Annotated in this window: 31 protein-coding genes and 1 riboswitch; of the genes, 11 read left to right on the plus strand and 20 right to left on the minus strand. The window is 41.9% G+C overall.

All coding sequences use genetic code 11. The annotated features are described in order from the left end of the window. Positions 1–73: 73 nt before the first annotated feature. A riboswitch (SAM riboswitch) is annotated at positions 74–182 on the minus strand. Positions 183–284: 102 nt separating this feature from the next. The 9 genes from AKG37_RS07575 to AKG37_RS07615 all read right to left on the minus strand — a co-directional run bounded on the left by AKG37_RS07575 (position 285) and on the right by AKG37_RS07615 (position 8,305). After that, complete coding sequence (locus AKG37_RS07575; protein WP_060698246.1) at positions 285–626, minus strand: SCP2 sterol-binding domain-containing protein; 342 nt, start codon at positions 624–626, stop codon at positions 285–287. 120 nt (positions 627–746) lie between these two features. Then, the gene (locus AKG37_RS07580; protein WP_060698247.1) at positions 747–1,049 is read right to left on the minus strand and encodes a thioredoxin family protein; all 303 of its coding nucleotides are present in this window, start codon (positions 1,047–1,049) and stop codon (positions 747–749) included. 12 nt (positions 1,050–1,061) lie between these two features. Next, positions 1,062–1,406 (minus strand): toprim domain-containing protein, encoded by a 345-nt coding sequence (locus AKG37_RS07585; RefSeq protein WP_060698518.1) that lies wholly within the window; start codon positions 1,404–1,406, stop codon positions 1,062–1,064. A 131-nt stretch (positions 1,407–1,537) separates the two neighbouring features. After that, on the minus strand, positions 1,538–1,774 hold the full coding sequence (locus AKG37_RS07590) for a YusG family protein (RefSeq protein WP_060698248.1): 237 nt from the start codon (positions 1,772–1,774) through the stop codon (positions 1,538–1,540). 44 nt (positions 1,775–1,818) lie between these two features. Beyond that, positions 1,819–2,202, minus strand: coding sequence for a glycine cleavage system protein GcvH (gene gcvH / locus AKG37_RS07595; RefSeq protein WP_008347039.1), 384 nt, complete (start codon positions 2,200–2,202; stop codon positions 1,819–1,821). A gap of 66 nt (positions 2,203–2,268) precedes the next feature. Next, complete coding sequence (locus tag AKG37_RS07600; protein ID WP_060698249.1) at positions 2,269–2,625, minus strand: arsenate reductase family protein; 357 nt, start codon at positions 2,623–2,625, stop codon at positions 2,269–2,271. 308 nt (positions 2,626–2,933) lie between these two features. Then, positions 2,934–4,715 carry an acyl-CoA dehydrogenase family protein gene (locus AKG37_RS07605; RefSeq protein ID WP_060698250.1) on the minus strand — a complete coding sequence of 594 codons (1,782 nt, stop codon included), beginning with the start codon at positions 4,713–4,715 and terminating at the stop codon, positions 2,934–2,936. A 14-nt stretch (positions 4,716–4,729) separates the two neighbouring features. Continuing rightward, positions 4,730–5,905 (minus strand): acetyl-CoA C-acetyltransferase, encoded by a 1,176-nt coding sequence (locus AKG37_RS07610; RefSeq protein WP_060698251.1) that lies wholly within the window; start codon positions 5,903–5,905, stop codon positions 4,730–4,732. A 12-nt stretch (positions 5,906–5,917) separates the two neighbouring features. Then, on the minus strand, positions 5,918–8,305 hold the full coding sequence (locus AKG37_RS07615; RefSeq protein ID WP_060698252.1) for a 3-hydroxyacyl-CoA dehydrogenase/enoyl-CoA hydratase family protein: 2,388 nt from the start codon (positions 8,303–8,305) through the stop codon (positions 5,918–5,920). Between the two features lie 199 nt (positions 8,306–8,504). On the opposite strand from AKG37_RS07615, the gene AKG37_RS18520 reads away from it, so the two are divergent. The 3 genes from AKG37_RS18520 to AKG37_RS07625 are packed head-to-tail and all read left to right on the plus strand — an operon-like array spanning position 8,505 to position 9,279. After that, positions 8,505–8,642 (plus strand): YuzL family protein, encoded by a 138-nt coding sequence (locus AKG37_RS18520; protein WP_003212904.1) that lies wholly within the window; start codon positions 8,505–8,507, stop codon positions 8,640–8,642. A gap of 26 nt (positions 8,643–8,668) precedes the next feature. Further along, positions 8,669–8,920, plus strand: a complete 252-nt coding sequence (locus tag AKG37_RS07620) for a hypothetical protein (protein ID WP_060698253.1) — start codon at positions 8,669–8,671, stop codon at positions 8,918–8,920. Positions 8,921–8,931: 11 nt separating this feature from the next. After that, positions 8,932–9,279: a spore coat protein gene (locus AKG37_RS07625; RefSeq protein ID WP_060698254.1), complete on the plus strand. Its 348-nt coding sequence runs from the start codon at positions 8,932–8,934 to the stop codon at positions 9,277–9,279. A 38-nt stretch (positions 9,280–9,317) separates the two neighbouring features. Here the strand turns inward: AKG37_RS07625 and AKG37_RS07630 are convergent, their stop codons facing one another. From AKG37_RS07630 to AKG37_RS07640, 3 genes are all read right to left on the minus strand, one after another. Then, positions 9,318–9,569, minus strand: a complete 252-nt coding sequence (locus AKG37_RS07630) for a YusU family protein (RefSeq protein WP_060698255.1) — start codon at positions 9,567–9,569, stop codon at positions 9,318–9,320. Positions 9,570–9,640: 71 nt separating this feature from the next. Then, positions 9,641–10,471, minus strand: a complete 831-nt coding sequence (locus tag AKG37_RS07635) for an ABC transporter ATP-binding protein (protein WP_008347057.1) — start codon at positions 10,469–10,471, stop codon at positions 9,641–9,643. Between the two features lie 146 nt (positions 10,472–10,617). Continuing rightward, entirely contained in the window at positions 10,618–11,064 is a 447-nt protein-coding gene (locus tag AKG37_RS07640) for a YusW family protein (protein ID WP_193391704.1), read from the minus strand. Positions 11,065–11,174: 110 nt separating this feature from the next. Between AKG37_RS07640 and AKG37_RS07645 the strand changes: the two genes are divergently transcribed. Beyond that, entirely contained in the window at positions 11,175–12,020 is an 846-nt protein-coding gene (locus tag AKG37_RS07645) for an oxidoreductase (protein WP_060698257.1), read from the plus strand. 44 nt (positions 12,021–12,064) lie between these two features. Here the strand turns inward: AKG37_RS07645 and AKG37_RS07650 are convergent, their stop codons facing one another. Next, positions 12,065–13,471, minus strand: a complete 1,407-nt coding sequence (locus AKG37_RS07650; RefSeq protein WP_060698258.1) for a S1C family serine protease — start codon at positions 13,469–13,471, stop codon at positions 12,065–12,067. Between the two features lie 325 nt (positions 13,472–13,796). Here AKG37_RS07650 and AKG37_RS07655 point away from each other — a divergent pair, with 325 nt between their 5' ends. Both AKG37_RS07655 and AKG37_RS07660 read left to right on the plus strand, forming a co-directional pair. Then, positions 13,797–14,474 (plus strand): response regulator transcription factor, encoded by a 678-nt coding sequence (locus AKG37_RS07655; protein ID WP_060698259.1) that lies wholly within the window; start codon positions 13,797–13,799, stop codon positions 14,472–14,474. Continuing rightward, entirely contained in the window at positions 14,471–15,802 is a 1,332-nt protein-coding gene (locus tag AKG37_RS07660) for a sensor histidine kinase (protein ID WP_060698260.1), read from the plus strand. Before AKG37_RS07655 ends, AKG37_RS07660 begins: the two co-directional genes overlap by 4 nt. A 20-nt stretch (positions 15,803–15,822) precedes the next feature. On the opposite strand, the gene spxO is transcribed toward AKG37_RS07660, so the two are convergent. Further along, entirely contained in the window at positions 15,823–15,987 is a 165-nt protein-coding gene (gene spxO, locus AKG37_RS18995; RefSeq protein WP_003212782.1) for an anti-adapter protein SpxO, read from the minus strand. A gap of 192 nt (positions 15,988–16,179) precedes the next feature. Between spxO and AKG37_RS07665 the strand changes: the two genes are divergently transcribed. Then, positions 16,180–17,058: a TetR/AcrR family transcriptional regulator gene (locus AKG37_RS07665; RefSeq protein ID WP_060698261.1), complete on the plus strand. Its 879-nt coding sequence runs from the start codon at positions 16,180–16,182 to the stop codon at positions 17,056–17,058. A 67-nt stretch (positions 17,059–17,125) separates the two neighbouring features. Here the strand turns inward: AKG37_RS07665 and fumC are convergent, their stop codons facing one another. Together fumC and AKG37_RS18525 are read right to left on the minus strand one after the other, a co-directional pair. Further along, entirely contained in the window at positions 17,126–18,520 is a 1,395-nt protein-coding gene (gene fumC / locus AKG37_RS07670; RefSeq protein ID WP_060698262.1) for a class II fumarate hydratase, read from the minus strand. An 89-nt stretch (positions 18,521–18,609) separates the two neighbouring features. Beyond that, the gene (locus AKG37_RS18525; RefSeq protein ID WP_003213147.1) at positions 18,610–18,777 is read right to left on the minus strand and encodes a YvzF family protein; all 168 of its coding nucleotides are present in this window, start codon (positions 18,775–18,777) and stop codon (positions 18,610–18,612) included. A gap of 112 nt (positions 18,778–18,889) precedes the next feature. Between AKG37_RS18525 and AKG37_RS07675 the strand changes: the two genes are divergently transcribed. Genes AKG37_RS07675 through AKG37_RS07690 form a run of 4 tightly spaced genes read left to right on the plus strand, consistent with a single transcriptional unit; the run spans position 18,890 to position 22,919 of the window. Then, positions 18,890–20,314, plus strand: coding sequence for a spore germination protein (locus AKG37_RS07675; RefSeq protein ID WP_060698263.1), 1,425 nt, complete (start codon positions 18,890–18,892; stop codon positions 20,312–20,314). Continuing rightward, positions 20,301–21,395 carry a GerAB/ArcD/ProY family transporter gene (locus AKG37_RS07680; RefSeq protein ID WP_060698264.1) on the plus strand — a complete coding sequence of 365 codons (1,095 nt, stop codon included), beginning with the start codon at positions 20,301–20,303 and terminating at the stop codon, positions 21,393–21,395. The genes AKG37_RS07675 and AKG37_RS07680 overlap by 14 nt, the downstream gene beginning before the upstream one ends. Then, entirely contained in the window at positions 21,392–22,513 is a 1,122-nt protein-coding gene (locus tag AKG37_RS07685) for a Ger(x)C family spore germination protein (RefSeq protein ID WP_060698265.1), read from the plus strand. The genes AKG37_RS07680 and AKG37_RS07685 overlap by 4 nt, the downstream gene beginning before the upstream one ends. Positions 22,514–22,550: 37 nt before the next feature. Continuing rightward, the gene (locus AKG37_RS07690) at positions 22,551–22,919 is read left to right on the plus strand and encodes a hypothetical protein (RefSeq protein WP_060698266.1); all 369 of its coding nucleotides are present in this window, start codon (positions 22,551–22,553) and stop codon (positions 22,917–22,919) included. 42 nt (positions 22,920–22,961) lie between these two features. On the opposite strand, the gene liaR is transcribed toward AKG37_RS07690, so the two are convergent. From liaR to liaG, 4 genes are read right to left on the minus strand one after another with little or no spacing between them, the layout of a single operon-like run. After that, the gene (liaR, locus tag AKG37_RS07695; RefSeq protein WP_041115722.1) at positions 22,962–23,597 is read right to left on the minus strand and encodes a two-component system response regulator LiaR; all 636 of its coding nucleotides are present in this window, start codon (positions 23,595–23,597) and stop codon (positions 22,962–22,964) included. Next, positions 23,597–24,658 (minus strand): two-component system sensor histidine kinase LiaS, encoded by a 1,062-nt coding sequence (liaS, locus tag AKG37_RS07700; protein ID WP_060698267.1) that lies wholly within the window; start codon positions 24,656–24,658, stop codon positions 23,597–23,599. The genes liaR and liaS overlap by 1 nt, the downstream gene beginning before the upstream one ends. Further along, the gene (gene liaF, locus AKG37_RS07705) at positions 24,655–25,419 is read right to left on the minus strand and encodes a cell wall-active antibiotics response protein LiaF (RefSeq protein WP_060698268.1); all 765 of its coding nucleotides are present in this window, start codon (positions 25,417–25,419) and stop codon (positions 24,655–24,657) included. The genes liaS and liaF overlap by 4 nt, the downstream gene beginning before the upstream one ends. A 30-nt stretch (positions 25,420–25,449) precedes the next feature. Further along, positions 25,450–26,319 (minus strand): LiaG family protein, encoded by an 870-nt coding sequence (gene liaG / locus AKG37_RS07710; protein WP_060698269.1) that lies wholly within the window; start codon positions 26,317–26,319, stop codon positions 25,450–25,452. Between the last annotated feature and the right edge of the window lie 52 nt (positions 26,320–26,371).

Here is a 26,371-nt window from a genome sequence, read left to right on the forward strand (position 1 = left end):
CCTCACGCAGGGTCAGTAAAAAAGACCTAACTGCAACGCAAGCAGAAAGGCCTTTTATGTTAAATTCGCCTTTCTCTCATCTTTCAAAGCATTGGGGCTTTGAGTGAATTGGCACCAATTTCAGCTATGCTGACGGTTGCCGGGTTTCATAGGGCACGTCCCTCCACCTCTCTTAATAAGAGAAAATATGTTATTTTATGTGATGTTCATGTTTTTACTAACGTAGAATATCATGCTACCCGAGATATGTCAACGCTGTAAATCGCTAATTTCCAAGTAAACAACTACGTTATCATTTTTCGAAAAAAACCGTTCGTCAGCCAAAGCACTGCCTCTAGTCTTAGGAGCGCACGGAATGACCCTTTGACTTTGACTTGTCCCCTGCTGATTAACTGCTGTAATGACAAATCTCCATCTAATAATTGTAGAATTTCTTTCCTCTCACCATAAAAGATGAGATCCGATAACTCAATTGCAGGTAGTTTCTTCACTTCACCACGTTCATCCACAATTAATGTACAAGAGTCAGTTTCCGCCTCAAATGTAATCTTCAAGGATGATGATGAGAGCAGCGGCTTTAACAATAAACGCTGCCCCGTGTTACCATGGGCTTTCACATTTTCCACATGTATAACCTCCCTGTCATTTGGTTATACATAACATTTCTCTACAAACATCGGCTTGTCCTTTATAAATAACTCGACAAATTTTCAAATGAATTGCTTGAAATATGACAAAAAACCGCTTTATTTAGCGGTTTCAATCATTTCATGAAGATATGGAACTGAGTGAAAGGCATAGCCTTTTTGTACCAGATCGCCTTTTTTAAACAGTAGAAAGCAAGGAACGCTCTCAATCTCAAATGCTTTCGCAAAGCCTGGTGAGTAGTTTAAATTGTTTTCGTAAAATGGTACATCTGGCTGCATGGCATCTACGACTGCCAGCATTTTCTTTGCCAGCTGGCATGTTCCGCAAAACGGTGTATATAAGTATAAAAGAAATAAATCGTCCTCTATCTCCTTGAATTCGTGTTCCTCAATCTCTTTCATATACGTCCACCCTCATAAATATTTCGAATGAACATCAATGTTTGCAGCTAATAGGATAGATGCAATGTGGGCTGACGGTGAAGCGGCCACTTCGCGGTACGTTCTGTCGACAAAAAGATGAATTGCTTCAGGGAATTCTTTTCGAAATTGCTTCCGCAGTTTGTCGCCTGCATCGTCACTGTCTGCTAATATGTAAACGTCTTTCCCCAATAAATCGTCCACAAGCTGATCCAGCTTCGATGTACTAATCGTGCCATTGGTGCAAATGATGGTAACAGGTTCACTTATAACTTCTTTTAGCTTTTGTTTGTCTGTTTTACCTTCTACAATGATGACCTTTTCTATCTCGGCATTCATCACGATCACCCGGCCCTTTTGACGTTGATTCACTTCTTCCTTAGATTACAATCTTTCATTCAGGTTGTAAAGATTGGGCGCCTCAGCATTAAAAAGACTGCAGCTGTTGTTCACTGCAGTCTCATCTGTGATTAGCACCAGCCATTTTCATCGTCACAGTCTACATATTTTTCTGACCCGCCTGTCAATGTATCCGTTAGACGATAAAAACGATTTTGATCATAGGAATAACCCGATTTCAGTTCATATTGGTTTTCACTAATCATTGTACCAATCTCTTCATTTTGATGATAAAGCACCATGCCGCTTTCTTTGAATCGCCCAGTGACATGCTCTGTTATATCCACCTGTTCTTTTTGAAAAGACAAATTGGACACCCCCCATAAAGGTAGAGTGTCCAATTTCACATGAATTAGTCTTCTTTTGTCATTTCTTCATATTGCTCAGCAGTCATCAAGTTCTCGATTTCAGATGCATCCGCTGGTTCTACAACGATCATCCATGCTTTTTCGTATGGAGAGTCGTTAACGAATTCTGGGCTGTCATCCAGCTCATCGTTCACTTCAACGATTGTGCCATTGATCGGTGCGTAAAGCTCAGAAACAGTTTTTACTGATTCTACACTTCCGAAAGGCTCGTCCGCTGTGATTTTATCTCCTACTTCAGGAAGCTCAACGAACACGATATCGCCTAGTTCAGATTGAGCAAAATGCGTAATACCGATACGCACCTTATCTCCTTCTACTTTAACCCATTCATGTTCTTCAGAATAACGTAAATCTTTTGGTGTGCTCATTTAATACCCCTCCAGTCTTTTCTGACAATCTATATTGAAGATACCACAATCTGAACGAAAGTTACATCATTTCCAGACGCTTTTAAATGTATCTTCATTAAATCCAACTGTCACTCGTTTGCCGTCTGTTGTAATCGGACGCTTGATCAGCATTCCATTAGACGCGAGTAATTCTAGCTGCTCGTCCTCTGACATTGCAGGAAGTTGATCTTTCAGCTTCAGCTCCCGGTATTTTTGTCCGCTTGTATTAAAGAATTTCTTCAGCTCTAAACCGCTTTTTTCGTAAAGGGCTTTTAAGGTTTCTTTATCAGGCGTCTCTTCGACGATATGTATGCTGTTGATGTCTTTATTGTGCGCTTCCAGCCATTTTTTTGCTTTTCGGCATGTACCGCAAGATGGGTATTCATAAAAGTCTAAAGCCATCATTTTCACCTCCTGCAAATAGTGACAACATTTTATCATAAAATATTTTAAAAACCTAAATGTATGCTTACAAAAAGGTGCGGAGTTGAATCCGCACCTCAGATTGTTGACAAAGGGCTAAAATGATCTTTATTTTAGCCCTTTGTCTTCTTTTCAGCGTGATAGAAAACCTTTGCAGTCTAGGAAGGACGAGCACTGGCGCGGAGCGAATTGACATTCGTGAGCACCAGCGCGCAAACCTGACACCGAATGCGAGGGTTTGTCTACACGCTGAGGTGCGGAGTTGAATCCGCACCTTTTGAACGACTTTATACAATATATTTCTCTGCTTCAAAAATTCGTTTCGCCACTTCACGCTTTTTGGCGATGACATTGATCGGGGTAAATCTTGTCAGCTTGCGAAGAGCTGACAGACTCATGCGGAGTGAATCTCCTTCTTCCATTGCGATCAAGGATTCTTTCGCATGAGCTTCAATCTTTAGGAACGCTTCCTGTGTGAAAATTTGTGTGTAAGCAAGCTTTTGAGCGTTCTTTTCTGCGCCTGATGCAGCGATTGCCTTTTCGGTACGCAGAACCGCCGATTCAGCAGCAAAAATTTCATTGACGATATCCGCTATGTTCACAAGGATTTCTTGCTCTTTGTCTAATGCTTTCCCATATTTCATCGCTGCCATACCAGATACCATGAGTGCGATCTTTTTCGCATGGGCGAGTAAATACTTTTCTTGATCAAGCGGTTGATCACCCGGCTCCTCTGGCATCATCATCATCAGCTCTTCCTGCAAGGTTTGCGCTTTTTGAAGAAGCGGAAGCTCTCCTTTCATTGCTTTCTTTAAAAATGTGCCTGGAACAAGCAAGCGGTTGATTTCGTTCGTTCCTTCAAAAATCCGATTAATCCTTGAGTCACGATAGGCTCTTTCGACTTCGTATTCTTGCATGAATCCATATCCGCCGTGAATCTGTACGCCTTCATCCACAATATAATCTAATGTTTCAGAGCCAAGTACTTTACAGAGAGAGCATTCAATGGCGTATTCCGCAATGGACTGAGCAATTTGTTTACCATCCTTTTGCTCTTCCTCACTTAACAGTCCCATGCGCTGTTCAAATAATCCGACTGTACGATAAACCGCACTTTCCATCGCATAGAGCTTTGCTGACATATTGGCTGCTTTTTCACCAATTAAACTAAAACGAGAAATTGGTGTTTTGAACTGCTTACGCTGATTCGCATATTCTGACGATAATTGAATAACGCGCTTTGAGGCACCGATTGTGCCGACTGCCAGCTTATAACGTCCGATATTTAAAATGTTAAAGGCAATGACATGACCTCTGCCTGCTTCACCGAGCAAATTCTCCTTTGGAACTTGAGCATCTTCGAGAATTAACGTTCGCGTCGATGATCCTTTAATGCCCATCTTTTTCTCTTCAGGTCCTGTTTTAACACCTGGAAAATCCTTTTCTACGATAAAAGCAGAGAAGTGTTCTCCGTCAATCTTTGCATACACAACAAAGACATCAGCAAATGCGGAGTTTGTGATCCACTGTTTTTCTCCGTTGAGGACATAATGGGTTCCTGCTTCATTCAGGACTGCGGTTGTTTTTGCTCCAAGAGCGTCAGAGCCTGAGCCCGGCTCTGTGAGTGCGTACGCCGCAATGGTTTCTCCAGAGGCGAGTCCAGGCAGGTACGTTTCCTTTTGCGCTTGGTTTCCGAACAGTACGATCGGCAGAGAACCAATTCCAACATGGGCGCCATAGGAAAGTGAGAAGCTTCCTGCTCGTGCGAATTTTTCGGTAATGATGGCTGAACTGATTTTATCTAATCCAAGCCCACCGAATTCCTCAGGTACATCAGCTCCAAGCAGTCCAAGCTCTCCAGCCTTTTTGAGAAGCCTCACGGAATGCTCAAACTCATGATTTTCAATTTGATCTATATGCGGAACCACGTCTTGTAAAATATAATCCTCTGTTGTTTTCCCAATCATTTGATGTTCATCAGAAAAATCCTCCGGTGTAAAGATATGCTCATAATTCGTCTCATCAATTAAGAAGCTTCCACCCTTTTTTACATCTTCCAATGCTTTCATCCTGATTTCCCCCTTTAGATCAATTCAAAAATACCTGCTGCTCCCATGCCCCCGCCGATACACATTGTGACAATGCCAAATTGTTCGTTTCGCCGTTTCATTTCATGAATGAGTGACAGCGTTAGTTTCGTTCCGGTACAGCCAAGCGGATGTCCAAGCGCAATTGCCCCGCCATTGACATTGACCTTCTCTTCATCAATTCCTAAATGACGAATGACTTGAATCGCCTGAGAGGCGAAGGCTTCGTTTAATTCAAACAGCCCAATATCCTTCAGCTCAAGTCCGGCGATTTTCAGCGCTCGCGGAATGGCTTCAACTGGACCAATCCCCATCACCTCAGGCGGTACACCGCCAACAGCAAACGCTCTGAATTTAGCAAGCGGCTGAAGGGAGAGTGAGGAGGCTTTCTCGCGATCCATCATCATCACACACGCAGCCCCATCACTTGTTTGAGATGAGTTCCCTGCGGTTACCGTGCCTTTTGTTGAGAAGGCTGGACGCAAAGTGGAGAGAATCTCCTCCGTTGTGCCTGCTCTCACGCCTTCATCTTGTGAGAACGTAAATGGATGCTCTTCTAATTGATATTGCTCTCCTACCCGTCGTTCCGTTACATCAACAGGCACAATTTCATCTGAAAATTTTCCTTCCTGAAGTGCCTTTGCTGCCTTTTGATGGCTCCTCACCGCAAAGGCGTCTTGATCTTGCCTTGTGACCTGATACTTTTGTGCCACTTGCTCTGCCGTGTGACCCATACTCATGTAGTATTCAGGCGCTTGCTCTGCCAATAGCGCATTCGGACGAATGGAATGCCCCATCATCGGCACCTGTGACATCGATTCAACGCCTCCGGCTAAGATCGTGTCTGCCTGACCGAGCATAATTCGTTCACCCGCATAAGCAATCGACTGAAGACCAGATGAGCAGTAGCGGTTAATGGTGATGGCAGGTACCGTATAAGGAAGTCCTGCTAGCGCCCCAATATTTCGGGCCACATTTAACCCCTGCTCTGCTTCTGGTGTCGCACAACCAATGATCAAATCATCTATCTGTCCGTCGTAATCACCGGCACGCTTTAATGTTTCTTTTACACATAGAGCGCCCATATCATCAGGCCGAACATGTTTTAACGATCCTTTTTTCGCCTTTCCTACTGGTGTTCTCGCGCCAGCGACAATGACTGCTTCTCTCATTTTGACTCCCCCTTAGTTACGTAAAGGTTTTCCTTTGACGAGCATGTGCTGCATGCGTGCCTGTGATTTCACTTCTCCTACAAGACTTAAAAAGGCTTCTCTTTCAAGCTCTAATAAGTATTGCTCCTCTACCTCTGTTCCAAATGGCAGTTTCCCGCCTGAAATGACATGAGCTAATTTTTTCACAATGGTCATGTCATGCTCTGAAATGTATCCAGACAGTCTCATATTTTCAGCAGCCAAAATCATCGCTGCATAGCCTGTTTCTCCCATGACCGGCACCTTTTGCTTAAGCGGTGCACGATAACCGGCTTCATCAAGAGAGAGCACTAGTTGTTTTGCATCATAGATCAGGTGATCTCCGTTCATACTAATTCGATCGCTCACGCGGAGCATGTTCATATCCCGCGCATCCTCAGCTGAAGTGGATACTTTTGCCATCGCAATTGTTTCAAATGTTTTCAGCGTGGCATCCTGTATTGCGGTCTGTGACGGCTTCGCTGATCCTTGCAGATGACGAAGATATAATTCTTTGTTTCCACCGCCGCCGGGAATCAGACCAACTCCTGCTTCCACAAGCCCCATGTACGTTTCACTAGACGCTTGAATAGCTGCTGCCGGAAGACAAACCTCCGTTCCGCCTCCTAATGTCATACCAAACGGTGCTGCAACGACTGGGCGCTCGCTATATTTCACCTTCATCATCGCCTGCTGGAAGCGCCTGATCACAAAGTCAATTTCAAAGAAATTATCGTCCTGTGCTTCCATTAAAATCAGGGCAAGGTTGGCACCAACACAGAAGTTCTTTCCTTGGTTTCCGATGACAAGTCCTTTATAATTCTTTTCCGTTTCATCTACAGCGCGATTGATCATATCAATGACATCAAGCCCAATCGCATTGCTTTTTGAATGGAATTCAAGCAAGGCGACATCATCACCAATATCAATCAAGCTCGCACCCGTATTTTTGAAGATGACACCATGTTTCTTTTTCAATCTAGCTAAAGAAATATGTTTGGCGTTCCCTTTTTCCTGTTCATAAGCGCCATTCTGATAAAACGCTCGCTCTCCTTCGGCATTCTCTTGATAGAATGTGTCGTGTCCTTTTGAGAGCATGTCTTGCACCCACGCCGGGATGCTGTGACCTTCTGCTTCCATGCGCTCGACCGCTTTTTTCACACCGATCGCATCCCACAGCTCGAATGGGCCGTGCTGCCAGCCAAATCCCCATTTCATCGCAAGATCGATAGACTGAATATCATCCGCAATTTCACCTTTTAAATGGGCTGAATAAAGAAGAACAGGCGCTGTCATATTCCAGAGCAATTGCCCTGCACGGCCATCCTGATAAATAAGCGCTTTCAATTTCGCTTTTGTTCCCTTTTGCTGCTTTGCCAGCTCAATGCCCGGATCTTTTAGCTTCGTGCGCTCTCCATATGTGAGCGTCACAGGATCAAGCTCTAAAATGGCCTTCCCATTTTTTTGATAAAATCCTTGTCCCGCCTTGCTGCCAATCCATCCTTTTTCGAGCATTCTTTCAATAAACTCAGGCAGCTGGAAAATCTCTTTTTCCTTCCCTTCTACTTGTTCATATACGTTTCGGGCCACATGAAAAAACGTATCGAGCCCGACGACATCAAGCGTACGGAAGGTTGCACTTTTCGGTCGCCCAATGAGAGGGCCTGTGACAGAATCCACTTCTCCGATGGTGTATTTGTTCTCAAGCATTTCACGCACTGTCACTAGAAGTCCATAAGTACCAATGCGGTTGGCAATAAAGTTCGGTGTATCTTTTGCTTCAACGACACCTTTACCGAGTACATTTTCGCCAAACGTTTTCATAAATGAAAGTACTTCTGGATCTGTTTCTTGAATAGGAATAATTTCTAAGAGCTTTAAATAACGGGCTGGGTTAAAAAAATGTGTACCTAAAAAGTGGCGTTTAAAATCATCTGATCGTCCTTCTGCCATTTTTTCAACCGAAATACCGGAAGTATTACTTGATACGATGCTGCCTTCTTTGCGGTGTTCGTCGATGAGAGAGAATACGTGTTGTTTGATGCTGAGCTTTTCAGTGACAACTTCAATGATCCAGTCAGCATCGTGTAATAAGGAAAGGTGATCTGTGAGATTTCCGGGTGTGATGTATGATAGGTTTTTTGCTGAAGTAAGAGGTGCTGGCTTTTGCTTTAACAATTTTTTCATCGCTTCTTGAGTGAATCTATTCCGAACACTAGGGTGATCAAGCGTTTGCTTTTTCGCCGTTTCTTCCTTTGTCAGTTCATTTGGCACAATATCTAGCAATGTTACTGGTATCCCGATATTGGCTAGGTGTGCAGCAATGCCTGAGCCCATGACACCTGAACCAATGACAGCCGCCTTGCGAATATGTTTGCCCATAAATATCCCCCTAAACATTTTGAATGAATGGTCATTCATTTTTTGTCCAAAAAAAAGCAATGCCTCTTTCTTTATCTTAAAAGATTTTACGAAACAGTTCAATAGCAGATTTCAAAAATTTACACATTCTCATGTGCCTTATTTTACGGCGTATGAATTAAAGATGAGAGGGAATTGTAAGAATGGAGGTGATGTCCACATGTCACGTTTGAAGAAAAACCCATCGAAAGCAGGCGTCAGTGCTGCCAGTGTAAAAGGAAACGCAGGTCCATCACAGGAAGCAGACCTAGGCGGGAAAAAAACCAGTCAAAATCAGCAATATAAAAAGAATCAGTAAGGAAACAAAATCGTAAGGAGGAACACATGTTGAACAATCAGCAAATGAATATGCCCCCACAAGTCATATCAGTGAAGGATTCCTTGTACTTAGAGGATATGCTGAACTGGAACTTGATCGCCATGAAAAAGGCTCATTTTATGGCCGAGCATTGCCAGGACCAAACATTGAAACAAGAATTAAATCAAGTTGGCCAAATGCATCATCAGCACTACACACAAATTCTTCAGCATTTAGGCAGCTCAGGGCAAGGCCAGTCTTCTGGCTTTATGCAATAGGAGGAAAAAACATGGAACAGCAAAATCAACAAAAAATCGGGAATCCACAAACGCCGGTTCCTACGACAACAAATATGAACGATCGTGATTTCATTACAGATCTCTTATCGACTGAAAAATATATGACAAACGGATACAACACGGCGCTCAATGAATTCAGTCATGAATCTCTTTATCAGGATATACAGCGAATCGCACTCGAAACACAGAAAACACAAAGACATTTATATGATGTCATGTTCCGATATGGCTGGTATTCTGTTGAAGCGGCTGATCAGCAAAAGCTCCAGCAGGCACATCAAAAATTCCAGCAAACACTGACAGATCAATCCCCGTACGGATCATCACAAATGTCATAAGAAAAAAACTGCCAGTCTGGATCTGATCTGGCAGTTTTTTAACGGTCTTTATTGGCCCGATGAGCTTCGTTCAACTGTTTGATTCGTTGAATCGTTTCTTTGATCTCTTCTTTCGCTTCTGGATATGTTTCATTGAAATGTTTTGCTAGCGGCGACATACTTTTTGCGATATGAGAGTAGATGATCCACTGTTTCACATCTTGTTTCAGTGCGTCTGTTAATTCACCAAGCAGCAGCTCTGTATATTTATCAAGCAAGCCTTCTAGCTTTTCATCTAATTCATTTCCCATGAATGTTCCGCTCCTTTTTCAGAAAAAAGCCTGACTCTGTGAGACACAGATATCAGGCTTTTGACATACGATTATCTTGCAGCCAAAAATGTTTCGGCTTGCGCTTGCTGCACAATACAGCGTCCTCTACCGTGCGGAATACATAATGGTGTTCCGAATAAAGGATCTGTTGTCACTTGGCAATTCATATCAAAGACATTTTTCACAAGATCACAATTAATCACTGTTTCTGGTCTTCCCTCTGCATAAATCGACTTGTCTTTAATCGCTACAAGATGATGAGCATATCTGCATGCGAGATTGAGGTCATGAAGAACCATCACAATCGTGCGCTGCTCTTTTTCATTTAAGTCAAATAGCAGGTCTAGAATTTCGATTTGATGCGTCATGTCTAAATATGTCGTCGGCTCATCTAACAAAATAATATCCGTTTCTTGTGCCAGCGTCATCGCAATCCATGCACGCTGCCTTTGTCCACCTGATAATGAATCAACTGTGCGATCAGCAAGGTCTTCCATCTTTGTTGACTTCAATGCACGATTCACTGCTTCTTCGTCTTGCTTGGACCACTGCTTCAGCCAATTTTGATAAGGATATCTGCCTTGCTTCACTAACTGATGCACGGTTAATCCTTCTGGCGCTTCTGGTCCTTGTGGAAGAATGGCGAGCTGTTTCGCGACTTCCTTAGTTGGTAGTTTTGCAATGGAATGGCCTTCAAGAAGAACTGAACCGCCCATCGGCTTCATGAGACGGGCCAAAGAGCGAAGTAGCGTAGATTTACCGCATCCATTGCTGCCAATAAATACTGTGATTTCACCCTTAGGGATTGATACATTTAGTTCATCGATGATCATTGTTTCTCCGTAGCCTAAGCTTAAACCTTCAGTAGAAATGGCACTCATTCCGCTCAAACGCTCCTTTTCTCATCCAAATTTTTATATTGAACATCGTCTATGTATAGACGTAAAAGATCACTTTTCTCAATTTAGTGTATCAGATTTAAGTGATCTTGAAAATCATTTTCAATTAAAAAATGAGAAAGTCTCGTTTATTTCTTCTTTTGGAATGTACGTTTGGTCCCATCTTCGAGCTTCAAATCGACCTGAATCCGCTGATAATCATCATCTAAATTAAAAGCAGCTAATAGTTCATTTACATACGCTTCATTGATCTTTGCACTAGGAATCGACATATCATTCAGCTTCATCTTCATCTCGCGTAAGGCTTCTTCCCCTTCATAGCGGACACCATTCATATGATCACGTATGAGTGCTTCTTCTTTGCCTCTCGCCTGACGGTAGGTGGCTTCGTATAATTCGTTTTTCTGTCCATATTGTACAAGCAGATGCATCTGCTGAAATGGCAGTTCCTTCATTTGAACAGCGGACAGACTCTCTGCTTCTGCTTCGTGTGTTTGTTGTAATGGTTCAATTGATTGACAGCCAGACAGCATAAAGAGCAGCACTCCTATTCGTCCCGCCTTCTTCCAACACATCATGTGTTTCCTCCTATTTCACAGCATCGCTTTTTATTCTTCTCCAAGCTTCTTTTCGTTATTCAATAAAATATCTCACTATGATAAGTTAGAACAAAAAGGAGAATCGGATGATGAAAAGAACAGCCATTGTAACTGGTGCCAATAGCGGCTTCGGTAAGCTCATCACGATGCGTCTCGCCAAGCGGGGCTATACAGTGATTGCAGGCGTCAGACAGGAAGCCAATGCAAAAAAGCTCGCTGAAGAAATAGAGCAAGCCTCTTTATCCGGCATGATACATATTGAAGCATTAGATGTGACGGATACGCAGTCGATTCAATTATTTCAGAAGAAGCTTCATGCCTATGCACCCATAACCCTGCTTGTGAACAATGCAGGAACAGCCTATGCTGGTTTTGCTGAGGAGGTTCCTGTCGACACGTACCGCCAGCAATTTGAAGTGAATGTCTTCGGTGTGATGGAAATGACACAAGCGGTGCTGCCGTTTATGACGAGTGGTGCAAAAATTTTCAATATGAGCAGCATCAGTGGATTAATGGGCATGCCCGCACTTTCTCCTTATGTATCGTCTAAGTTTGCTTTAGAAGGATATACAGAAAGCTTGCGGATTGAACTGGCTTCGTTCGGTATACAGGCAGCCTTGATCGAGCCGGGCTCTTTCCAAACAAATATTTGGAACACGTCTATGAAAGAGCAAATGGTTCAACCAGCAGAAGAATCAAAATACACAAATCTCTATCAAAAAATGATGGCACATATTGAATCACAAACATCCAGCTACGGAGATCCTCGTGAAGTGGCAGAGCTTGTTGTTCGATTAGCCGAAAAGAAACGACTGAAACGGCTCAGATATCTTGTTGGGAAAGGCGTACGGCTTTCATTTACAGCAAAGCAGCTCTTGCCTTGGAGCATATGGGAACACATCATACTACGTACACTTGCTTCAAAAAAATAAGCACAAAAAAACAGGTGGACTTTTACAGCCACCTGTTTTTTTATTTATTCGTTATCTGACTGTCCAAGGGTAATATCTAGATTTTTGTTCTTCCCTTCACGGATAACAGTCATTGTCGTTTTATCGCCAACTTTTGTTTCTTTGTAAAGAATTTCTTTCAGCTGCGAGCTGTTCACTACGTCTTTCCCTTTGAACTTGATGATGACATCTCCAGATTTCAAGCCTGCTTTTTGTGCAGGTGATCCTTTTGAAACATCCTTTACGTAAATGCCTTTACCGATTTGTTTATCAAATAAGCCGAGCGTATTTTCCTGATACGTCTCAGGCACTTGCTCAAGGTCAATCATTTGTACGCCAAGGTAAGGGCGTTCGACTTTTCCATTTTTCAACAACTCATCTACGATCGGTTTCACATCGTTACTTGGGATCGCAAAACCGAGTGATTCCACACCGCTTTCACTGATTTTCAAGCTGTTGATACCAATGACTTGACCATTCGTATTAATCAGTGGCCCCCCGCTGTTTCCTGGATTAATCGCTGCATCTGTTTGCAGTACATTCATCTCCACTGTACCAGATGACGTATTTGCTTCAACAGTACGATCAAGACCACTAATGATTCCTTCTGTCACAGTACCTGAGAACTGTGCACCGAGCGGGTTTCCAATGGCAATTACTTTATCTCCAGCACGCAGCTTAGAAGAATCACCAAAGCTCGCCACTTTATCAATGCCGTCAGCATTGATTTCAACAACAGCTAAATCTGTCATCACGTCACTACCGACAAGCTTCGCGTCTTTTGTTTTCCCATCGTAAAGTGTGACCTTTAATTTATTAGCCCCTTCGACTACGTGGTTATTTGTAATAATGTACGCTTTTTTGCCATCTTTTTTGAAGATGACACCAGAGCCTGTTCCAGCTTCAGCTTCTGTTTGATCACCGCTCAGGCCAAATGAATTTTGTGTAGATTGATAGTTTGAGACCCCTACAATAGTGGGCTCTAAATCTTCTACCATATCAGCGACATTTGTAGCATTGGTGATTTGTTTTGTTGAGAAATTATCTGATGCTGCCGGCTCACTTGATGCTGTCTGTGTTTGTGTATTGGCAGCAGTGTCCTGTGACTGCGGCAAAAGCGGTGTAATGCCAAGTACAAGACCCCCGCCAATAATCCCTCCAAGAATCGGGCTAAGCCATGCTGCCTTCCGCTTTTTCTCCTTTTTCGATGCACGGTCATCCACCATTTGAGGAGAATGATTTGTCACATTTTCCTGAGTGGCAGATGCTTCGTTTTCATGCTGGTGAAAAACGAGTTCTTTCTCTTTTTCTGGTGCGTCTATTTGTTTCTCATTCTCTTGATGGGTGTTTTCTTGATGATTGATTTCATTCTCTTGATTCACATTTTCTGGTTGGTTCATCTTATTCTCTTCATCTTCTCTTCGGAAATCCATCGCTTGCACTCCTTTACATCGTGTTTCATTCATATGTGTAGATAGGACTCGTGTCCTCTTAATGGAAAGTTCATTGAAAATACTTGATGGCAATATGTCAAATTATATAATACTTGTTCATAGAAAAAAAGCAAGGTGCGCACATTGATGAAAAGCACCTATTCATCTGCCTTTTGTCTATGCCCTTTTTTCCCTTGACCTTATCATAATCAAACATTATGGGATAATGATGAGAAGAATATGTGAAATTGTGAAAAAAGCGTGTGATTGTTGACATGCCGCCTTTGTATCCCGTTATAATGACGTTGAGAGGATGTGGAAGACTTTGTCGTACACCATTTATTTAGTTGAAGATGAACAAAACTTAAATGAACTTTTAACCAAATATTTAGAGAGTGAGAATTGGAATGTCTCCTCTTTTTTAACCGGAGCAGCGGCACGCGAGGCAATGAACAAGCCGCCGCATCTATGGATTTTAGATATCATGCTGCCAGATACAGACGGCTACACCCTCATTAAAGAAATCAAAGCCGCATCACCTGACGTACCGGTCATTTTTATTTCTGCACGTGATGCAGATATCGACCGTGTCCTTGGCTTAGAGCTGGGAAGCAGTGATTATATTGCGAAGCCATTTCTTCCGCGCGAGCTGATCATTCGGGTGCAAAAGCTGCTTGAGCTTGTGTATAAAAATAGCGACACCCCGCAGCAGCAAAGTGTCACACCTGTTTCTTCTTATGTTATTCATGAGAACGTAAGAGAGGTGTACGAAAGGGACAAACTGATTAACTTAACTTCGAAGGAATTTGACTTGCTGCTTTTATTTACACATCACCAAGGACATGCTTTTTCTCGTGAAGATATACTCGTCAAGATTTGGGGACACGATTACTTCGGGACAGATCGTGTGGTAGATGACCTCGTCAGACGGCTGCGCAAAAAAATGCCCGACTTAAAGGTCGAGACCATCTATGGATTTGGCTATAGGATGCTAAAAGGATGAAGAACAAACCGCTCGCTTTTCAAATTTGGGTTGTCATCTCTGGCATTTTGCTCACCATCTCAATTGTCCTGATCATTCTTTTTTCCAACACATTACGTAATTTCTTCACAGATGAAATTTATAAAAATATCGAAAATGAACAGCAAGTGCTCACAGAATATCCATTGAACCGAGACGGCTCGCCAAAATCGACACCGGAAAACCGCTCGGTGCAGCACATTCTGATTCCTTCAGATGAGTTAAACCAAATGGCGCAGTTTTTCCCGCATGCTTTTATTGAGAAAATCCAATCCTTTGTGAAAAAACAAAAAACCGCAACGAAACGCTATTCTGAAGAGGTGAATGGGCAGCATATCTTTTTTGTCATCAAAAAAGTACCAACAGGTAATACACAATATATTCTTCTGTCCTATGCACCAGATTCTTATCGAGACGACCTGTCCTTTACGCTGTTTAAACAGCTGATCTTCATCTTAGGCACTGTTATTTTACTAAGCTGGATTCCATCGATTTGGCTTGCCCGCTACTTATCCCGGCCTATCGTTGCGTTTGAAAAGCACGTGAAGCGGATTGCACAAGAGGACTGGGACGATCCTGTCATCGTTGACCGGCAAGATGAGATTGGCAAGCTCGGTCATACCATTGAAGAAATGAGACAAAAATTGATTCAAAAGGATGAAACAGAACGGACACTTTTGCAGAATATTTCACATGACTTAAAAACACCTGTCATGGTCATCCGCGGCTATACACAGTCCATTAAAGATGGTATTTTTCCTAAGGGAGATCTTGAACAAACGGTAGAAGTTATCGAAGGTGAAGCGGAAAAGCTTGAGAAGAAAATCAAGGATCTGCTGTACTTAACAAAACTTGATTATTTATCAAAACAACATCCCGCACATTCTTCCTTCCTACTCAGTAATACGATGCTGGAAGTGGTCGACCGAATACGGTGGTCGAAAAATGAATTGCAGTGGAACGTGGACTTAGATGATGAGGCTGCTCTTGAAGGCGATCCAGAACAATGGAGCAAATTATTTGAGAATGTACTAGAAAATCAACTTCGCTACGCAAAAAGTAACATTGATATTCAGATGAAACAGGAAGAGGATCAAATCCGCATTGTCATTCGTAATGACGGTCCTCCAATTGAAGAACATATGCTATCCAGCCTATACGAACCTTTTAGTAAGGGAAAAAAGGGCGAATTCGGTATTGGATTAAGCATTGTCAAAAGAATTCTTTCCATGCACAAAGCGTCCATATCTATTGAAAATGATGATCTAGGTGTACGTTATACAATCATCGTTCCAAAGAAGAGACTGTAGGTTTTTGACCGCAGTCTTTTTTAGATGAATGAATACCCATTGAAATCACGGTATGTGGCTTTGATTTTCTTGCCAGCTTGATACATCCATTTCTTTTCAATAGTTGTCTCTTTTGGCATTTTGACTTTTTCTACTTGAATCCCTTTTGTTCGCAAGCGTCTAATCATATCATCGATTTCTCTCATGGAACATCATCCTTTCACATTTTTTGACCAGTTGGTCACCTTACTTTATAATATAAAGAATTACACTGTAAAAAACAAGTTACAATCTGATTAATTTTTGAAAACTTTCGTCGTTTATGACCGATAAGTCACATCTCTTTGTGCACGTTTCCTAAGACATTTGTCTCTCGGTAAGAAAGGATGACATTCATATTGAAAAAGAAAGAAAAAATGATCATTGAGGCTGGTATGAAATTATTTGCCAGCAAAGGCTACAATACAACATCTGTTCAGGAAATTGCGGATGAATGCCACATGTCAAAGGGTGCTTTTTATCTTTATTTCAAATCAAAGGAAGCACTGCTCATTTCAATTCTTCATTACTATTACGATAAGGTATTTACCCGGATTCATGAGGTTCAAACAGAGGGTGGCACACCAAAAGAAGCCTACCGTAAACAGCTCACTGTTTATTACGATAATATTTTACAGCAAAAGGATTTTATCAAAATGCAGCTGAGCGATCGAGCGCTTCCATTGACTGAAGAAACGCAGCAGCTTGCAAAACAAATTAGGCTAGCGACCATCCAGCTTCACATCGATAACATTAAACAAGTGTATGGAGACGCTGCTATTCCATATATGGCTGATTTATGTTTAACGATTGAGGGCATGAGCCATGTTTATTTCGAGCTTGCGATTTTATATGATTTTCAGTTAGAGGCTGAGGAGCTTGCCACTACCATGATTCACCGTATTGATGATTTGATGGGAGGTATGATGAAGCGAAATGATCTTCCCCTCATATCTGTAGATCAAGCGAGCGACTGGTTTGGTCCGATTTATGAACGGCCATTTGATCCGCTCACAGAATCACTTTTAAAGGAACTAAGAGATCTTGCTGAAACACGCTTTGAAGTGAAAGACGAGCCTGAGTTATTTGAAGCGCTTGGCATCCTAGAAAATGAATTAAACAAACAAAAGCCAAGACAAGTCATCGTGAAAGGCATGCTGTACCAATTGAAATTATATGCACCGCTTCAAATCAACGCTGAATCTCTTTTGCGCATTATGAAAGAGGATCATTTGTAAAACCCAGAGCATCTCTTGGGTTTTCATCATTCAATGACAAAAACCAGGGGCAGCCGCCCCTGGTTTCTTATTTTGCTTTCGGTGTCACCATTTCTTCTGGTTTCACAAACTGCTCGAACTGCTCTTCAGTTAACAGCTCTAATTGAAGTGCTGCTTCTTTTAATGTTAATCCTTCTTTGTGAGCAAGCTTCGCAATTTTCGCTGCATTTTCATAGCCGATGTGCGGGTTAAGTGCCGTCACAAGCATCAGTGAATTGTTCAAGTTTTTCTCAATTGTTTCTAGGTTTGGTTCGATTCCTACTGCACACTTGTCATGGAATGAGTTCATGCCGTCAGCAAGTAATTCAACGGATTGCAGGAAGTTATAAATGATGACCGGCTTAAATACGTTCAGCTCAAAGTTTCCTTGGCTGGCGGCAAAACCGATTGTTGCATCATTCCCCATGATTTGTGCTGCGATCATTGTTAATGCTTCACTTTGGGTTGGGTTCACTTTTCCTGGCATAATGGAGCTGCCTGGCTCATTTTCAGGAATAATCAATTCACCAATTCCGCAGCGTGGACCACTTGCAAGCCATCTGACATCATTGGCAATTTTCATTAAATCAGCTGCAAGTGCTTTTAGAGCACCGTGTGCATACGTAATTTCATCATGGCTTGTCAGCGCATGGAATTTGTTTGGTGATGAATTGAATGCTTGACCTGTCAGCTTACTGATTTCCTCAGCAACATATTGACCGAAATCAGGATGTGCGTTAATTCCTGTACCAACAGCCGTTCCGCCAATCGCAAGCTCTCTCATTTTTTCAGTTGATTCTAGAATCATTTCTTTTGAACGATCTAGCATGTACACCCAGCCGCTAATCTCTTGACCCACAGTCAGCGGTGTTGCGTCTTGCAAATGCGTACGGCCGATTTTCACAATCTCTTGATAGGCTTTCGCTTTCTCATCAAGAGTCGCTCTTAACTGGTCAATAGCAGGAAGTAATTTTTTGTACACAGCTAAAACAGCTGCCACGTGCATAGCAGTTGGGAATGTATCATTTGAGCTTTGGCTGCGGTTGACGTCATCATTCGGATGAATGCTGATCTCACTATTTTTATCTTTCAAGTAAGCAGTTGCTCTATTTGCAACGACTTCGTTCATATTCATGTTACTTTGTGTTCCACTGCCTGTCTGCCAAACTACAAGCGGGAAATGCTCGTCATACTTTCCGCTGATGATGTCATCACATACAGCAGCAATGGCTTCAGCTTTTTCGCTTTCAAGGTTGCCAAGACGTTCGTTGGCAATCGCTGTGCTACGTTTCAAAATTGCAAACGCATTCACAACTTCCTTTGGCATTTTCTCAGAACCGATTTTGAAATTTTCTTTGCTTCGTTGTGTTTGTGCACCCCAGAACTTGTCCTTCGGCACCTTGATTTCGCCCATTGTATCTTTTTCGATTCTAAATTCCGTCATTATGTATCCCTCCATAGCTTCTCATCACTCAACTCTATTCTATACAAAAAACGAAAATCCTTTAAGCGTTTTCAAGTAAAATTTTATCTTTATTTTAATTTTAGTTCAATATAAACCCGAACATCCTTCGAATATTTGTATTTTGGGTTCGTTTTTCCGTAATCCTTTGACGTATACGTCACCTCATAATGCTTGTCAAACGACTGTAGAATACGGTCGATCTCCTCTTTTGTTCCTGCTAAACGAATCTGTGCCATCTTGTTTCCTCCAAAACCCTCATTCTTTCTTTTACCACAAAATAATGTAACACAGAATATTGTTTTTTCAAGCAGGTAATGCTAAGAAAAAGATTTGAGGCGGGTGATCCTAATGAATCAGACACCATTAAAAGAACACTTATACGATAATCTCTCCGTCATTCTCCCGCAATTAAAGGAAATGGACGATTTGGTCCATGATAAAAAAACGCTGCCACACGGACAGGTTGTTTACTATTTATACATAAAAGAAATGAACGAAACGATGGAGATTCAAACCTTTTTAAAGCTGCTCCTCCAAGATCATACATCTCTCACGAAAGAGAAGCTGGAATCCAATTTATCGATGATGACCACTCGTTCGGTGAAGACCTCTGAAGAATTGGTCGATGCGATTTTTGACGGGCATTGCGTGGTACTGATTAACGGATTTCAGCATGCGTATATATTAGAAACGCACGGAACAAAGAAACGAAGTATAGGGGATGCTACCTCTGAAACAGTTGTAAGAGGACCTAAAATTGGTTTTATTGAAGATTTAGATACGAACTTAGCTCTTGTAAGACAGCGTTTGAAAAACCCCGACCTCAAAACGGTCGACATGAAGATCGGACAAAAGAAATACACCCAAGTGACCATCATGTACATTGACGGTATGGCTCAATCGTCTGTTTTAAAAGAAGTCAAAAAACGGCTTAAGCAAATCACTATTGATGATATACAAGACTCTGGTGTCCTTGAGGAACTGATTGAAGACAATGTATATTCTCCTTTTCCACAAATTCAAAACACAGAACGCCCCGATAAAGTGGCGTCTGCTTTAAATAATGGTCGTGTCGCTATTTTTGTCGATCATTCACCTTTTGTGTTAATAGTGCCGGCTTCCCTCGCGACGATTATGCAATCACCTGATGATTATTATGAAAGATGGATCGCCGCCTCTCTCATTCGTATGCTGCGGTTTACCTCTATCTTTCTGACATTATTTTTATCAGCCATTTATATTGCACTTGTGTCGTTCCATCAAGGGCTTCTACCAACAAATCTGGCTATTTCGATTTCAAGTACTAGAGAAAATGTCCCTTTTCCGCCTATTGTGGAGGCACTCATCATGGAAATAACCATTGAGCTGCTGCGGGAAGCCGGCTTAAGGCTGCCAAATCCGCTTGGACAAACGATTGGACTTGTGGGTGGAGTCGTCATTGGACAGGCGGCCGTTCAGGCTCATATTGTAAGCTCAATCATGGTGATTATCGTCAGTGTAATGGCCCTTGCATCATTCACTGTCCCGCAATATGGGATGGGGATGTCGTTCCGAGTGCTCCGCTTTGTGTCCATGTTTACAGCAGCTGCCTTTGGTTTATATGGAATTGTGCTGTTCATGCTCGTTCTCCTTACTCATTTAACACGGCAAAAAAGTTTTGGTACGCCTTATTTCTCACCAGATTTTGTGTTCAGCTATAAAAACGAAGACAATTCCATCATTCGATTGCCTTTGAAAAATCAAAAGAAAGGAGAACGACATGGTCAATCATAAAGAGTCGATTACAAGCTATCAGGCAAGTGCCATAATTGCCAATACAACATTAGGTGCAAGTATGATGGTTCTGCCAAGATCAATGGCTCAGGCTGCAGCAACACCTGACGGCTGGATTGCGCTCTTACTCATGAGTGTCATTTACATTGTGTTTATTTTTGTGAATGTCCTTATGATGAAAAAAGTCCCCTTCTCCTCTTACTACGATTATACAAACGAGGGGCTTGGAAAGTGGATTGGTGCCCTTGCGAATTTGTTGATTATTATTTATTTTCTTGGTGTCGCCAGCTATGAAGTACGGGCTATGTCGGAAATGGTGAGGTTTTTTCTGCTTCAAAACACACCTGTAGCGGTGACAATGATCAGCTTTATTTTGGTTGGTTTTTATCTCGTAGTTGGCGGAATTGGTGATTTTGCCAGACTGTGTCCCTTTTTTCTCATTGTCACCTTGATTATCTTATTTATTGCATACGGACTCAGTGTGCAAGAATTTAAGTTAGATAACCTAAGGCCTGTTTTAGGAGAGGGATTCTCTCCTGTCTTAAAATCCTTGAACGCATCAGCCATTTCGTTTGTAGGCATTGAAATGATGCTGTTTATGCCTGCTTACATGAAAACGCAAAAGCACACCTTTGCTTATGGCACAGTCGGCTTTTTGGTTCCTGCGATCATCTATATTTTCACTTATATTCTTGTCGTTGGTGCGTTCACGATAAAAGAAACAGCGACTTTGACTTGGCCGACGATAGCCTTATTTCAATCGTTTGATATACAGGGGATTTTTATTGAACGAATTGAATCCTTTTTGCTCATCGTTTGGCTCGTTCAGCTGTATACGAGCTTTGTAGGATATACGTTTTTTGCTGCAATGGGGGTATCTAAACTGACAAAATTACCTAAAAAAGTCGTACTTGCGTTGATGGGAATTGTCATCTACTTTGCCGCCAGTTTCCCAAAGGATGTTGATACAGTTCGAGACTATTTAACCTATGTAGACCATTTATTTTTCCTTTTATTCGGTATCCTCCCGTTTCTCTTATTTATCATCGTGTTTTTGAAAAGGAGGCGGAAAGCATCATGAAAAAGAAGGCGGCCTTTGCATTACTCGCCCTTGCTCTATTAAGTGGATGCTGGGATAGTACCAATATTGAGGAGCTCAACATGGCGATTGGTTATGGGCTAGATAAAGGAGACGACGGTCATAAGCTGAAAATATCTATGCAAGTCCTTGTTCCTCAAAAAATTGAACAGGAATCCAGCGTGAAAGATCCAACAAAGATTATTGAAACTAACGGTGATTCCGTGCATCAAATATTCCGAACAACGACTCTCAAAAGTCATCGTATTTTCGCCCAGCAGCTGAGGGTGTATTTATTTTCTGAGGAGCTCATCAATGAGAATAATTTCGACTTGGTCATTAATCAATTTATTCGTGACAATGAAACGCGGAGAGGAAGCCTCGTCTTTATGACCGCTGAGAAGCCTGGAGACTTGCTGAAAATCAATGACGATGGGCAGCCTGCTTCTTCTACATTGTATGATATTTCTGGGAATACAAAATCGACCATACGTATGTTAAAGCCTGTTTCATTAGGAGATATTTCTTCTGCTATGCAAAACAACGTATCTTTTGCTGTTCCGAAAGTCAGCGTGGATCAAGGAAAATTAATACTCGACGGTGCCTCTATTATTAAAAACAAACGATTTCTCACCGACATATCTCCGTTAGCAGTGCAGTCATACAACCTATTGACTGGAGAGGGAAAAGGCGGAGTCATTGAATTTGAATATGATCACAGCATCTATTCTTATGAAATATTTAAACTGAAACACAATATTGAAACGAAGAAAACAGCCAGCGGAAGATATCAATTTGATGTATCAGTAAAGCTTGATGGAAGATTGTCTGAGGATTGGAATGAGCGTGAGAACGCATTTAATGAAAAGTATCTTCAAGAGATTGAGGGTGCAGTTGAGCGTCAATTAAAGAAAACCGTAAACGATTTCATTGGGGAATTACAGCATGAGATCAAAGCAGATATTTGTGGATTTTCTCAAAAAGCGAGCATTGCGTATCCAAAGGACTTTCGAAAAGAAGCGAAGCATTGGGATGAGATTTTTAGCGAATCAGACATTCGTTACAAGGTAAATGTGAAAATCCGTGACTTCGGGACTAAGGGCGCAACACAATCCTTATAGAGTATGTTAAAATGGTAAGAAAAAAAGGGTGTCAATCATGAAACGAGCTTTACTTTCGGCCGGCATTCTATTTTTGATTCTAGGGCTCCTTCTGTTAATCGTTGTGTTCATGCAATCAAAAGAAGATTTCTTCATTGAAGCCGACAGCTTTTCAAGCACATTTTTGATCGTGGTTTATTATGGACAAACTCCTGCGCTCCTTTTAGTTGGAGGCGGATTACTCGTCGGACTTTCACAGATCATCAATTTGCAGGAAAAAAAAGCGGCAGCAGCAACGGAGAGCGTAAAGCTATTATCCGAATTGAAGAAAACCCTGGAAGAAAAATCGGCCAAGGAGCAGGAGGCTTTCCCAGTTCCTGAGCTCCATCAACTATCCGAACGTCCGATTACAGGACAGAAGGACTAATTTTACGCATGTTCTAGCAGCTTTCACTTGAAAGCTGTTTTTTTATTGGATCAGCTTATGACGGTGTGCATACACAGCCGCTTGTGTTCGATCTTCTACATCAAGTTTGGAAAGAATGTTGGTAATATGGGTCTTCACCGTTTTAATTGTAATAAATAATTCCTCTGCAATAACCTTATTTGATTTTCCATCCGCAATCAGCTTGAGGATCTCCATTTCTCTTGCCGTTAATGAATCATGAAGGATTGACCCATTTGATGAATGACGGAGTTTGTTCATGACCTTTCCAGCCACTTTTGATTCAAGTCTTGGTTCGCCGATACTTGCCGATCTGATGGCATCAGCAATTTCTCCTGCCTTGGATGTTTTTAATAAATAGCTTAACGCACCCGCCTCAATCACTGGATAGACTTTATCATCATCAATAAAGCTTGTCAGAACGATAATTCGAGCATCTTCAATTTCCTGACATATTCTTTTCGTTGCTTCGATGCCATCCATTCCTTCCATAACAAGGTCCATTAAAATCACATCTGGCCTTAATTCAACTGCTAGCTCTACACCTTTTTGTCCGTCTGACGCTTCACCAATGACTTCAATATCAGCCTGCGCTTCTAAAAAGGCCGCAAGCCCCATTCTCACCATTTCGTGATCGTCGATTAAAAGCACTCGAATCATCAAACGTTCTCTCCTTTTCCTTCATCAAAAATAGGAACCTTCACATCAATTTGTGTTCCTTTTCCCTCAAATGACATAATCTCTGCGACACCGCCTACTTCACTTGTTCTCTCTCGAATCGATTCAAGTCCATAGGAGGCCGTCTTCACATGGTCTGTTTGAAAGCCAATACCATTATCGATAATCTTCAACTGCACTTGCCGGTTTCTTATGAGCAGGCGCACAGTCACCTTTGTTGCCTTTGCATGCCTAAACACATTTGACAGTGCTTCTTGCACAATTCGGAAGAGGTGGTCCTCTACTCCTTTAGATAACGGAACATCATCTTCAATCTCCCAATCAATATCAATCGGCTGCTTTGCTTGGAATTCATTTAGCAGCTCAATTAAGCCTTTCTTCAGGTCTTTTCCTTCCAGAGTGATCGGTCTTAGATGAAGCAGAAGGGCACGCATCTCATTTTGTGCATCGCCAGCCATTCGTTCGACAAGCTGCATTTGCTTTAAAATTTTTTCGTCCTTTTCCTTCATGCCTTCCAGAATGGCCGAGGTCATCATCGAAATGGCAAATAACTGCTGGCTGACGGCATCATGCAGCTCTCGTGCCAGCCGCTGGCGCTCTTCTGAAACGACCGATTTCTTCATTTGAACCTGCCATTCAGCTCGTTCATTCGAAAGCTTTTGCAGAGAGGCTACTTGCCCTTCCACTCGTTTCGCCATTTCATTTAACTGATCGGCGGCTAAGCCAATTTCATCGTCGCCAAGAGACGGCAGTCTGTATGCAAAGTTCCCATTTTCAAACTTCAAAATCGACTCTACAAGCTGGTCGAGCCTCTTCTTGTGCTGATAGCCAAATACACGTCCTGCAGAAATGCCAATGGCAAGACTAATGATCAGTAAAATGCAAAAAAACGGAATACCGAACCAGCGGGTAGAAAGCAAGATCATTGGATCAAGCTGATAATAAAAAAACATGGGCAGTGTCGTCATCGTCACAACGCCGAGCGCGATACCTACCGCAAGACGAACAGATTGCCACTGGATACCTAAATGCAGTTTCCTCATAAGTATCTCACATCCACATCTCCGATCAGTAGAGAGATGGAGATTTTCACTTTTCGTTTGCTCTCATCGTAATCGTTGGTCATCACATACACTTTACTGCCGAATCCGCTTCGTTTTTCATCTATGATTTTCATATCACCAATCGCAGCTGAAGCACTCACACACACTTCAATATCCTGCGGGACGTAAATATCCACATCTCCGATCAGCCCGCTAATCACGATCGTGCTCTCTTCTTCCGCGATGATCGCCTTTGACAAATCGATTTTGACATCGCCAATAAAACCTGAAATCGTCAAATCACTTAACTGAAACGGCTTTTTCATCAGCCTGACTTCACCGATAAAAAAGTCATGCTCTTTGCGCGGCTTTGTCTGGTTCTTTGTTTTCTTCTGATCGCCCTTTTTTTCAAGATTGACTTTCAGTGAAGGTTTCCCTTCTTTTGATGTTTCCTTTTTATCAACATCAAAAACGGGTTTATTCTTCAATAAACGATAGCCGGCATAAATCAAAAAGGCCGCAAATAAATATCCTGTTAAACTAAATGTAATATTGAGCAGGAATTTTAAGAAGAGAAAGCCGGCAAAAATATAGGAAACTGAACCGAGCCAACGTTTTGATCGTGAGTGCAGCCAATAACCTGACAGCGCAAAAAACACAGGCCAAAACAAATCTGCTCCGATCCCAATAATTTTGAGAAATAAATTAATACCAAAAATCACCACAAGGATGCCTAAAATTTGATTCCTTGAAAAACGCAGTTGACTCGCCTCCTTCCTTTCTTCCGTACATTACCGCAGCTTCAGTTTACCACTTGTCATTTCAATATCGACTAAATGTGTCCCTTTTCCCTGCGTACCTTTAAAGCCCCGACCTTCACTATCCACTTGATCAAATTGATATGAGTGATCGACGCTTCCACTTGTTTTTTTCACTTGAACGTTAAAGTCTCCTTCATCTGGCAAATTAAATTTCGCGCTGCCTGATGTCATGTGAAAGGAGACAGGTGACTCAATTGTATCAAAACTTGCCGTCAATCTACCGCTTGTCATGCCCAATTGCAGCTCTCCTTTGACATCATTAATATCGGCACGCCCCGAAGTTGCACCAATATCACTATCCTTCGCATCGATGTGAGACACTGCCAGCCTGCCAGAGGTTGCTTTGATTTCTACATTTTTTGCTGAGAAATTCTCAGCTGTGAGGTTTCCGCTCGTTGATTTGAGTATCACATCTTGAAGAGACAGCTTCCCATCTCCAACAAACTCACTGACGCCGCTTCCACCCGTAATCTTCACATTTTTATGATAATCTGTTGGAATTTTAACTAAAAGCTCTCCTTTTTCAAATTGAGTGAAAAACAAGAAGCTTTTATTTTCAGCACGAATTTTGAAGGTATCGCCTGTTTGCTCCGCATACATTTTCCCTTTTCCACCGACTGCCGTCACGGAAATATCGGAACGATTTTCAGGTTTTACCTTTACGCGAAACCCAGAAAGAGAAATATCTAATTGATCAATTTCATCTATTTTCGCTGAAGCTGTTGTCACTGGTTTTTCACGGGAAAAACTTAATTGAAAGAGACCTTCATTTTTGAAAAGCATACCAATCATTAAAAAGATACCTACAAGTATACAAATTAGACCGATTAATCGCTTCATTCATACCATCCCTTTATCTTCTGACCTTTTCATTATAAGGAAAAGCGAAACA

The organism is Bacillus australimaris, assembly GCF_001307105.1.
In the GTDB taxonomy this organism is placed as follows: domain Bacteria; phylum Bacillota; class Bacilli; order Bacillales; family Bacillaceae; genus Bacillus; species Bacillus australimaris.

What these genes read in the sequence shown, in the direction of transcription:
- AKG37_RS07625 (WP_060698254.1), top strand. Translation starts at nt 8,932, where the DNA reads ATGGAACAGCAAAATCAACAAAAAATCGGGAATCCACAAACGCCGGTT.
- AKG37_RS07610 (WP_060698251.1), bottom strand. Translation starts at nt 5,905, where the DNA reads ATGAGAGAAGCAGTCATTGTCGCTGGCGCGAGAACACCAGTAGGAAAG.
- liaS (WP_060698267.1), bottom strand. Translation starts at nt 24,658, where the DNA reads ATGAGGAAACTGCATTTAGGTATCCAGTGGCAATCTGTTCGTCTTGCG.
- liaG (WP_060698269.1), bottom strand. Translation starts at nt 26,319, where the DNA reads ATGAAGCGATTAATCGGTCTAATTTGTATACTTGTAGGTATCTTTTTA.
- AKG37_RS07685 (WP_060698265.1), top strand. Translation starts at nt 21,392, where the DNA reads ATGAAAAAGAAGGCGGCCTTTGCATTACTCGCCCTTGCTCTATTAAGT.
- AKG37_RS07605 (WP_060698250.1), bottom strand. Translation starts at nt 4,715, where the DNA reads ATGAAAGCATTGGAAGATGTAAAAAAGGGTGGAAGCTTCTTAATTGAT.
- AKG37_RS07680 (WP_060698264.1), top strand. Translation starts at nt 20,301, where the DNA reads ATGGTCAATCATAAAGAGTCGATTACAAGCTATCAGGCAAGTGCCATA.
- AKG37_RS07645 (WP_060698257.1), top strand. Translation starts at nt 11,175, where the DNA reads ATGATGAAAAGAACAGCCATTGTAACTGGTGCCAATAGCGGCTTCGGT.
- AKG37_RS07600 (WP_060698249.1), bottom strand. Translation starts at nt 2,625, where the DNA reads ATGGCTTTAGACTTTTATGAATACCCATCTTGCGGTACATGCCGAAAA.
- fumC (WP_060698262.1), bottom strand. Translation starts at nt 18,520, where the DNA reads ATGACGGAATTTAGAATCGAAAAAGATACAATGGGCGAAATCAAGGTG.
- AKG37_RS07640 (WP_193391704.1), bottom strand. Translation starts at nt 11,064, where the DNA reads ATGTGTTGGAAGAAGGCGGGACGAATAGGAGTGCTGCTCTTTATGCTG.
- gcvH (WP_008347039.1), bottom strand. Translation starts at nt 2,202, where the DNA reads ATGAGCACACCAAAAGATTTACGTTATTCTGAAGAACATGAATGGGTT.
- AKG37_RS07585 (WP_060698518.1), bottom strand. Translation starts at nt 1,406, where the DNA reads ATGAATGCCGAGATAGAAAAGGTCATCATTGTAGAAGGTAAAACAGAC.
- AKG37_RS07690 (WP_060698266.1), top strand. Translation starts at nt 22,551, where the DNA reads ATGAAACGAGCTTTACTTTCGGCCGGCATTCTATTTTTGATTCTAGGG.
- AKG37_RS07580 (WP_060698247.1), bottom strand. Translation starts at nt 1,049, where the DNA reads ATGAAAGAGATTGAGGAACACGAATTCAAGGAGATAGAGGACGATTTA.
- AKG37_RS07660 (WP_060698260.1), top strand. Translation starts at nt 14,471, where the DNA reads ATGAAGAACAAACCGCTCGCTTTTCAAATTTGGGTTGTCATCTCTGGC.
- AKG37_RS07650 (WP_060698258.1), bottom strand. Translation starts at nt 13,471, where the DNA reads ATGGATTTCCGAAGAGAAGATGAAGAGAATAAGATGAACCAACCAGAA.
- liaR (WP_041115722.1), bottom strand. Translation starts at nt 23,597, where the DNA reads ATGATTCGAGTGCTTTTAATCGACGATCACGAAATGGTGAGAATGGGG.
- AKG37_RS18520 (WP_003212904.1), top strand. Translation starts at nt 8,505, where the DNA reads ATGTCACGTTTGAAGAAAAACCCATCGAAAGCAGGCGTCAGTGCTGCC.
- AKG37_RS07615 (WP_060698252.1), bottom strand. Translation starts at nt 8,305, where the DNA reads ATGGGCAAACATATTCGCAAGGCGGCTGTCATTGGTTCAGGTGTCATG.
- AKG37_RS07630 (WP_060698255.1), bottom strand. Translation starts at nt 9,569, where the DNA reads ATGGGAAATGAATTAGATGAAAAGCTAGAAGGCTTGCTTGATAAATAT.
- AKG37_RS18525 (WP_003213147.1), bottom strand. Translation starts at nt 18,777, where the DNA reads ATGGCACAGATTCGTTTAGCAGGAACAAAAGAGGAGATCGACCGTATT.
- AKG37_RS07635 (WP_008347057.1), bottom strand. Translation starts at nt 10,471, where the DNA reads ATGAGTGCCATTTCTACTGAAGGTTTAAGCTTAGGCTACGGAGAAACA.
- AKG37_RS07620 (WP_060698253.1), top strand. Translation starts at nt 8,669, where the DNA reads ATGTTGAACAATCAGCAAATGAATATGCCCCCACAAGTCATATCAGTG.
- spxO (WP_003212782.1), bottom strand. Translation starts at nt 15,987, where the DNA reads ATGAGAGAAATCGATGATATGATTAGACGCTTGCGAACAAAAGGGATT.
- AKG37_RS07675 (WP_060698263.1), top strand. Translation starts at nt 18,890, where the DNA reads ATGAATCAGACACCATTAAAAGAACACTTATACGATAATCTCTCCGTC.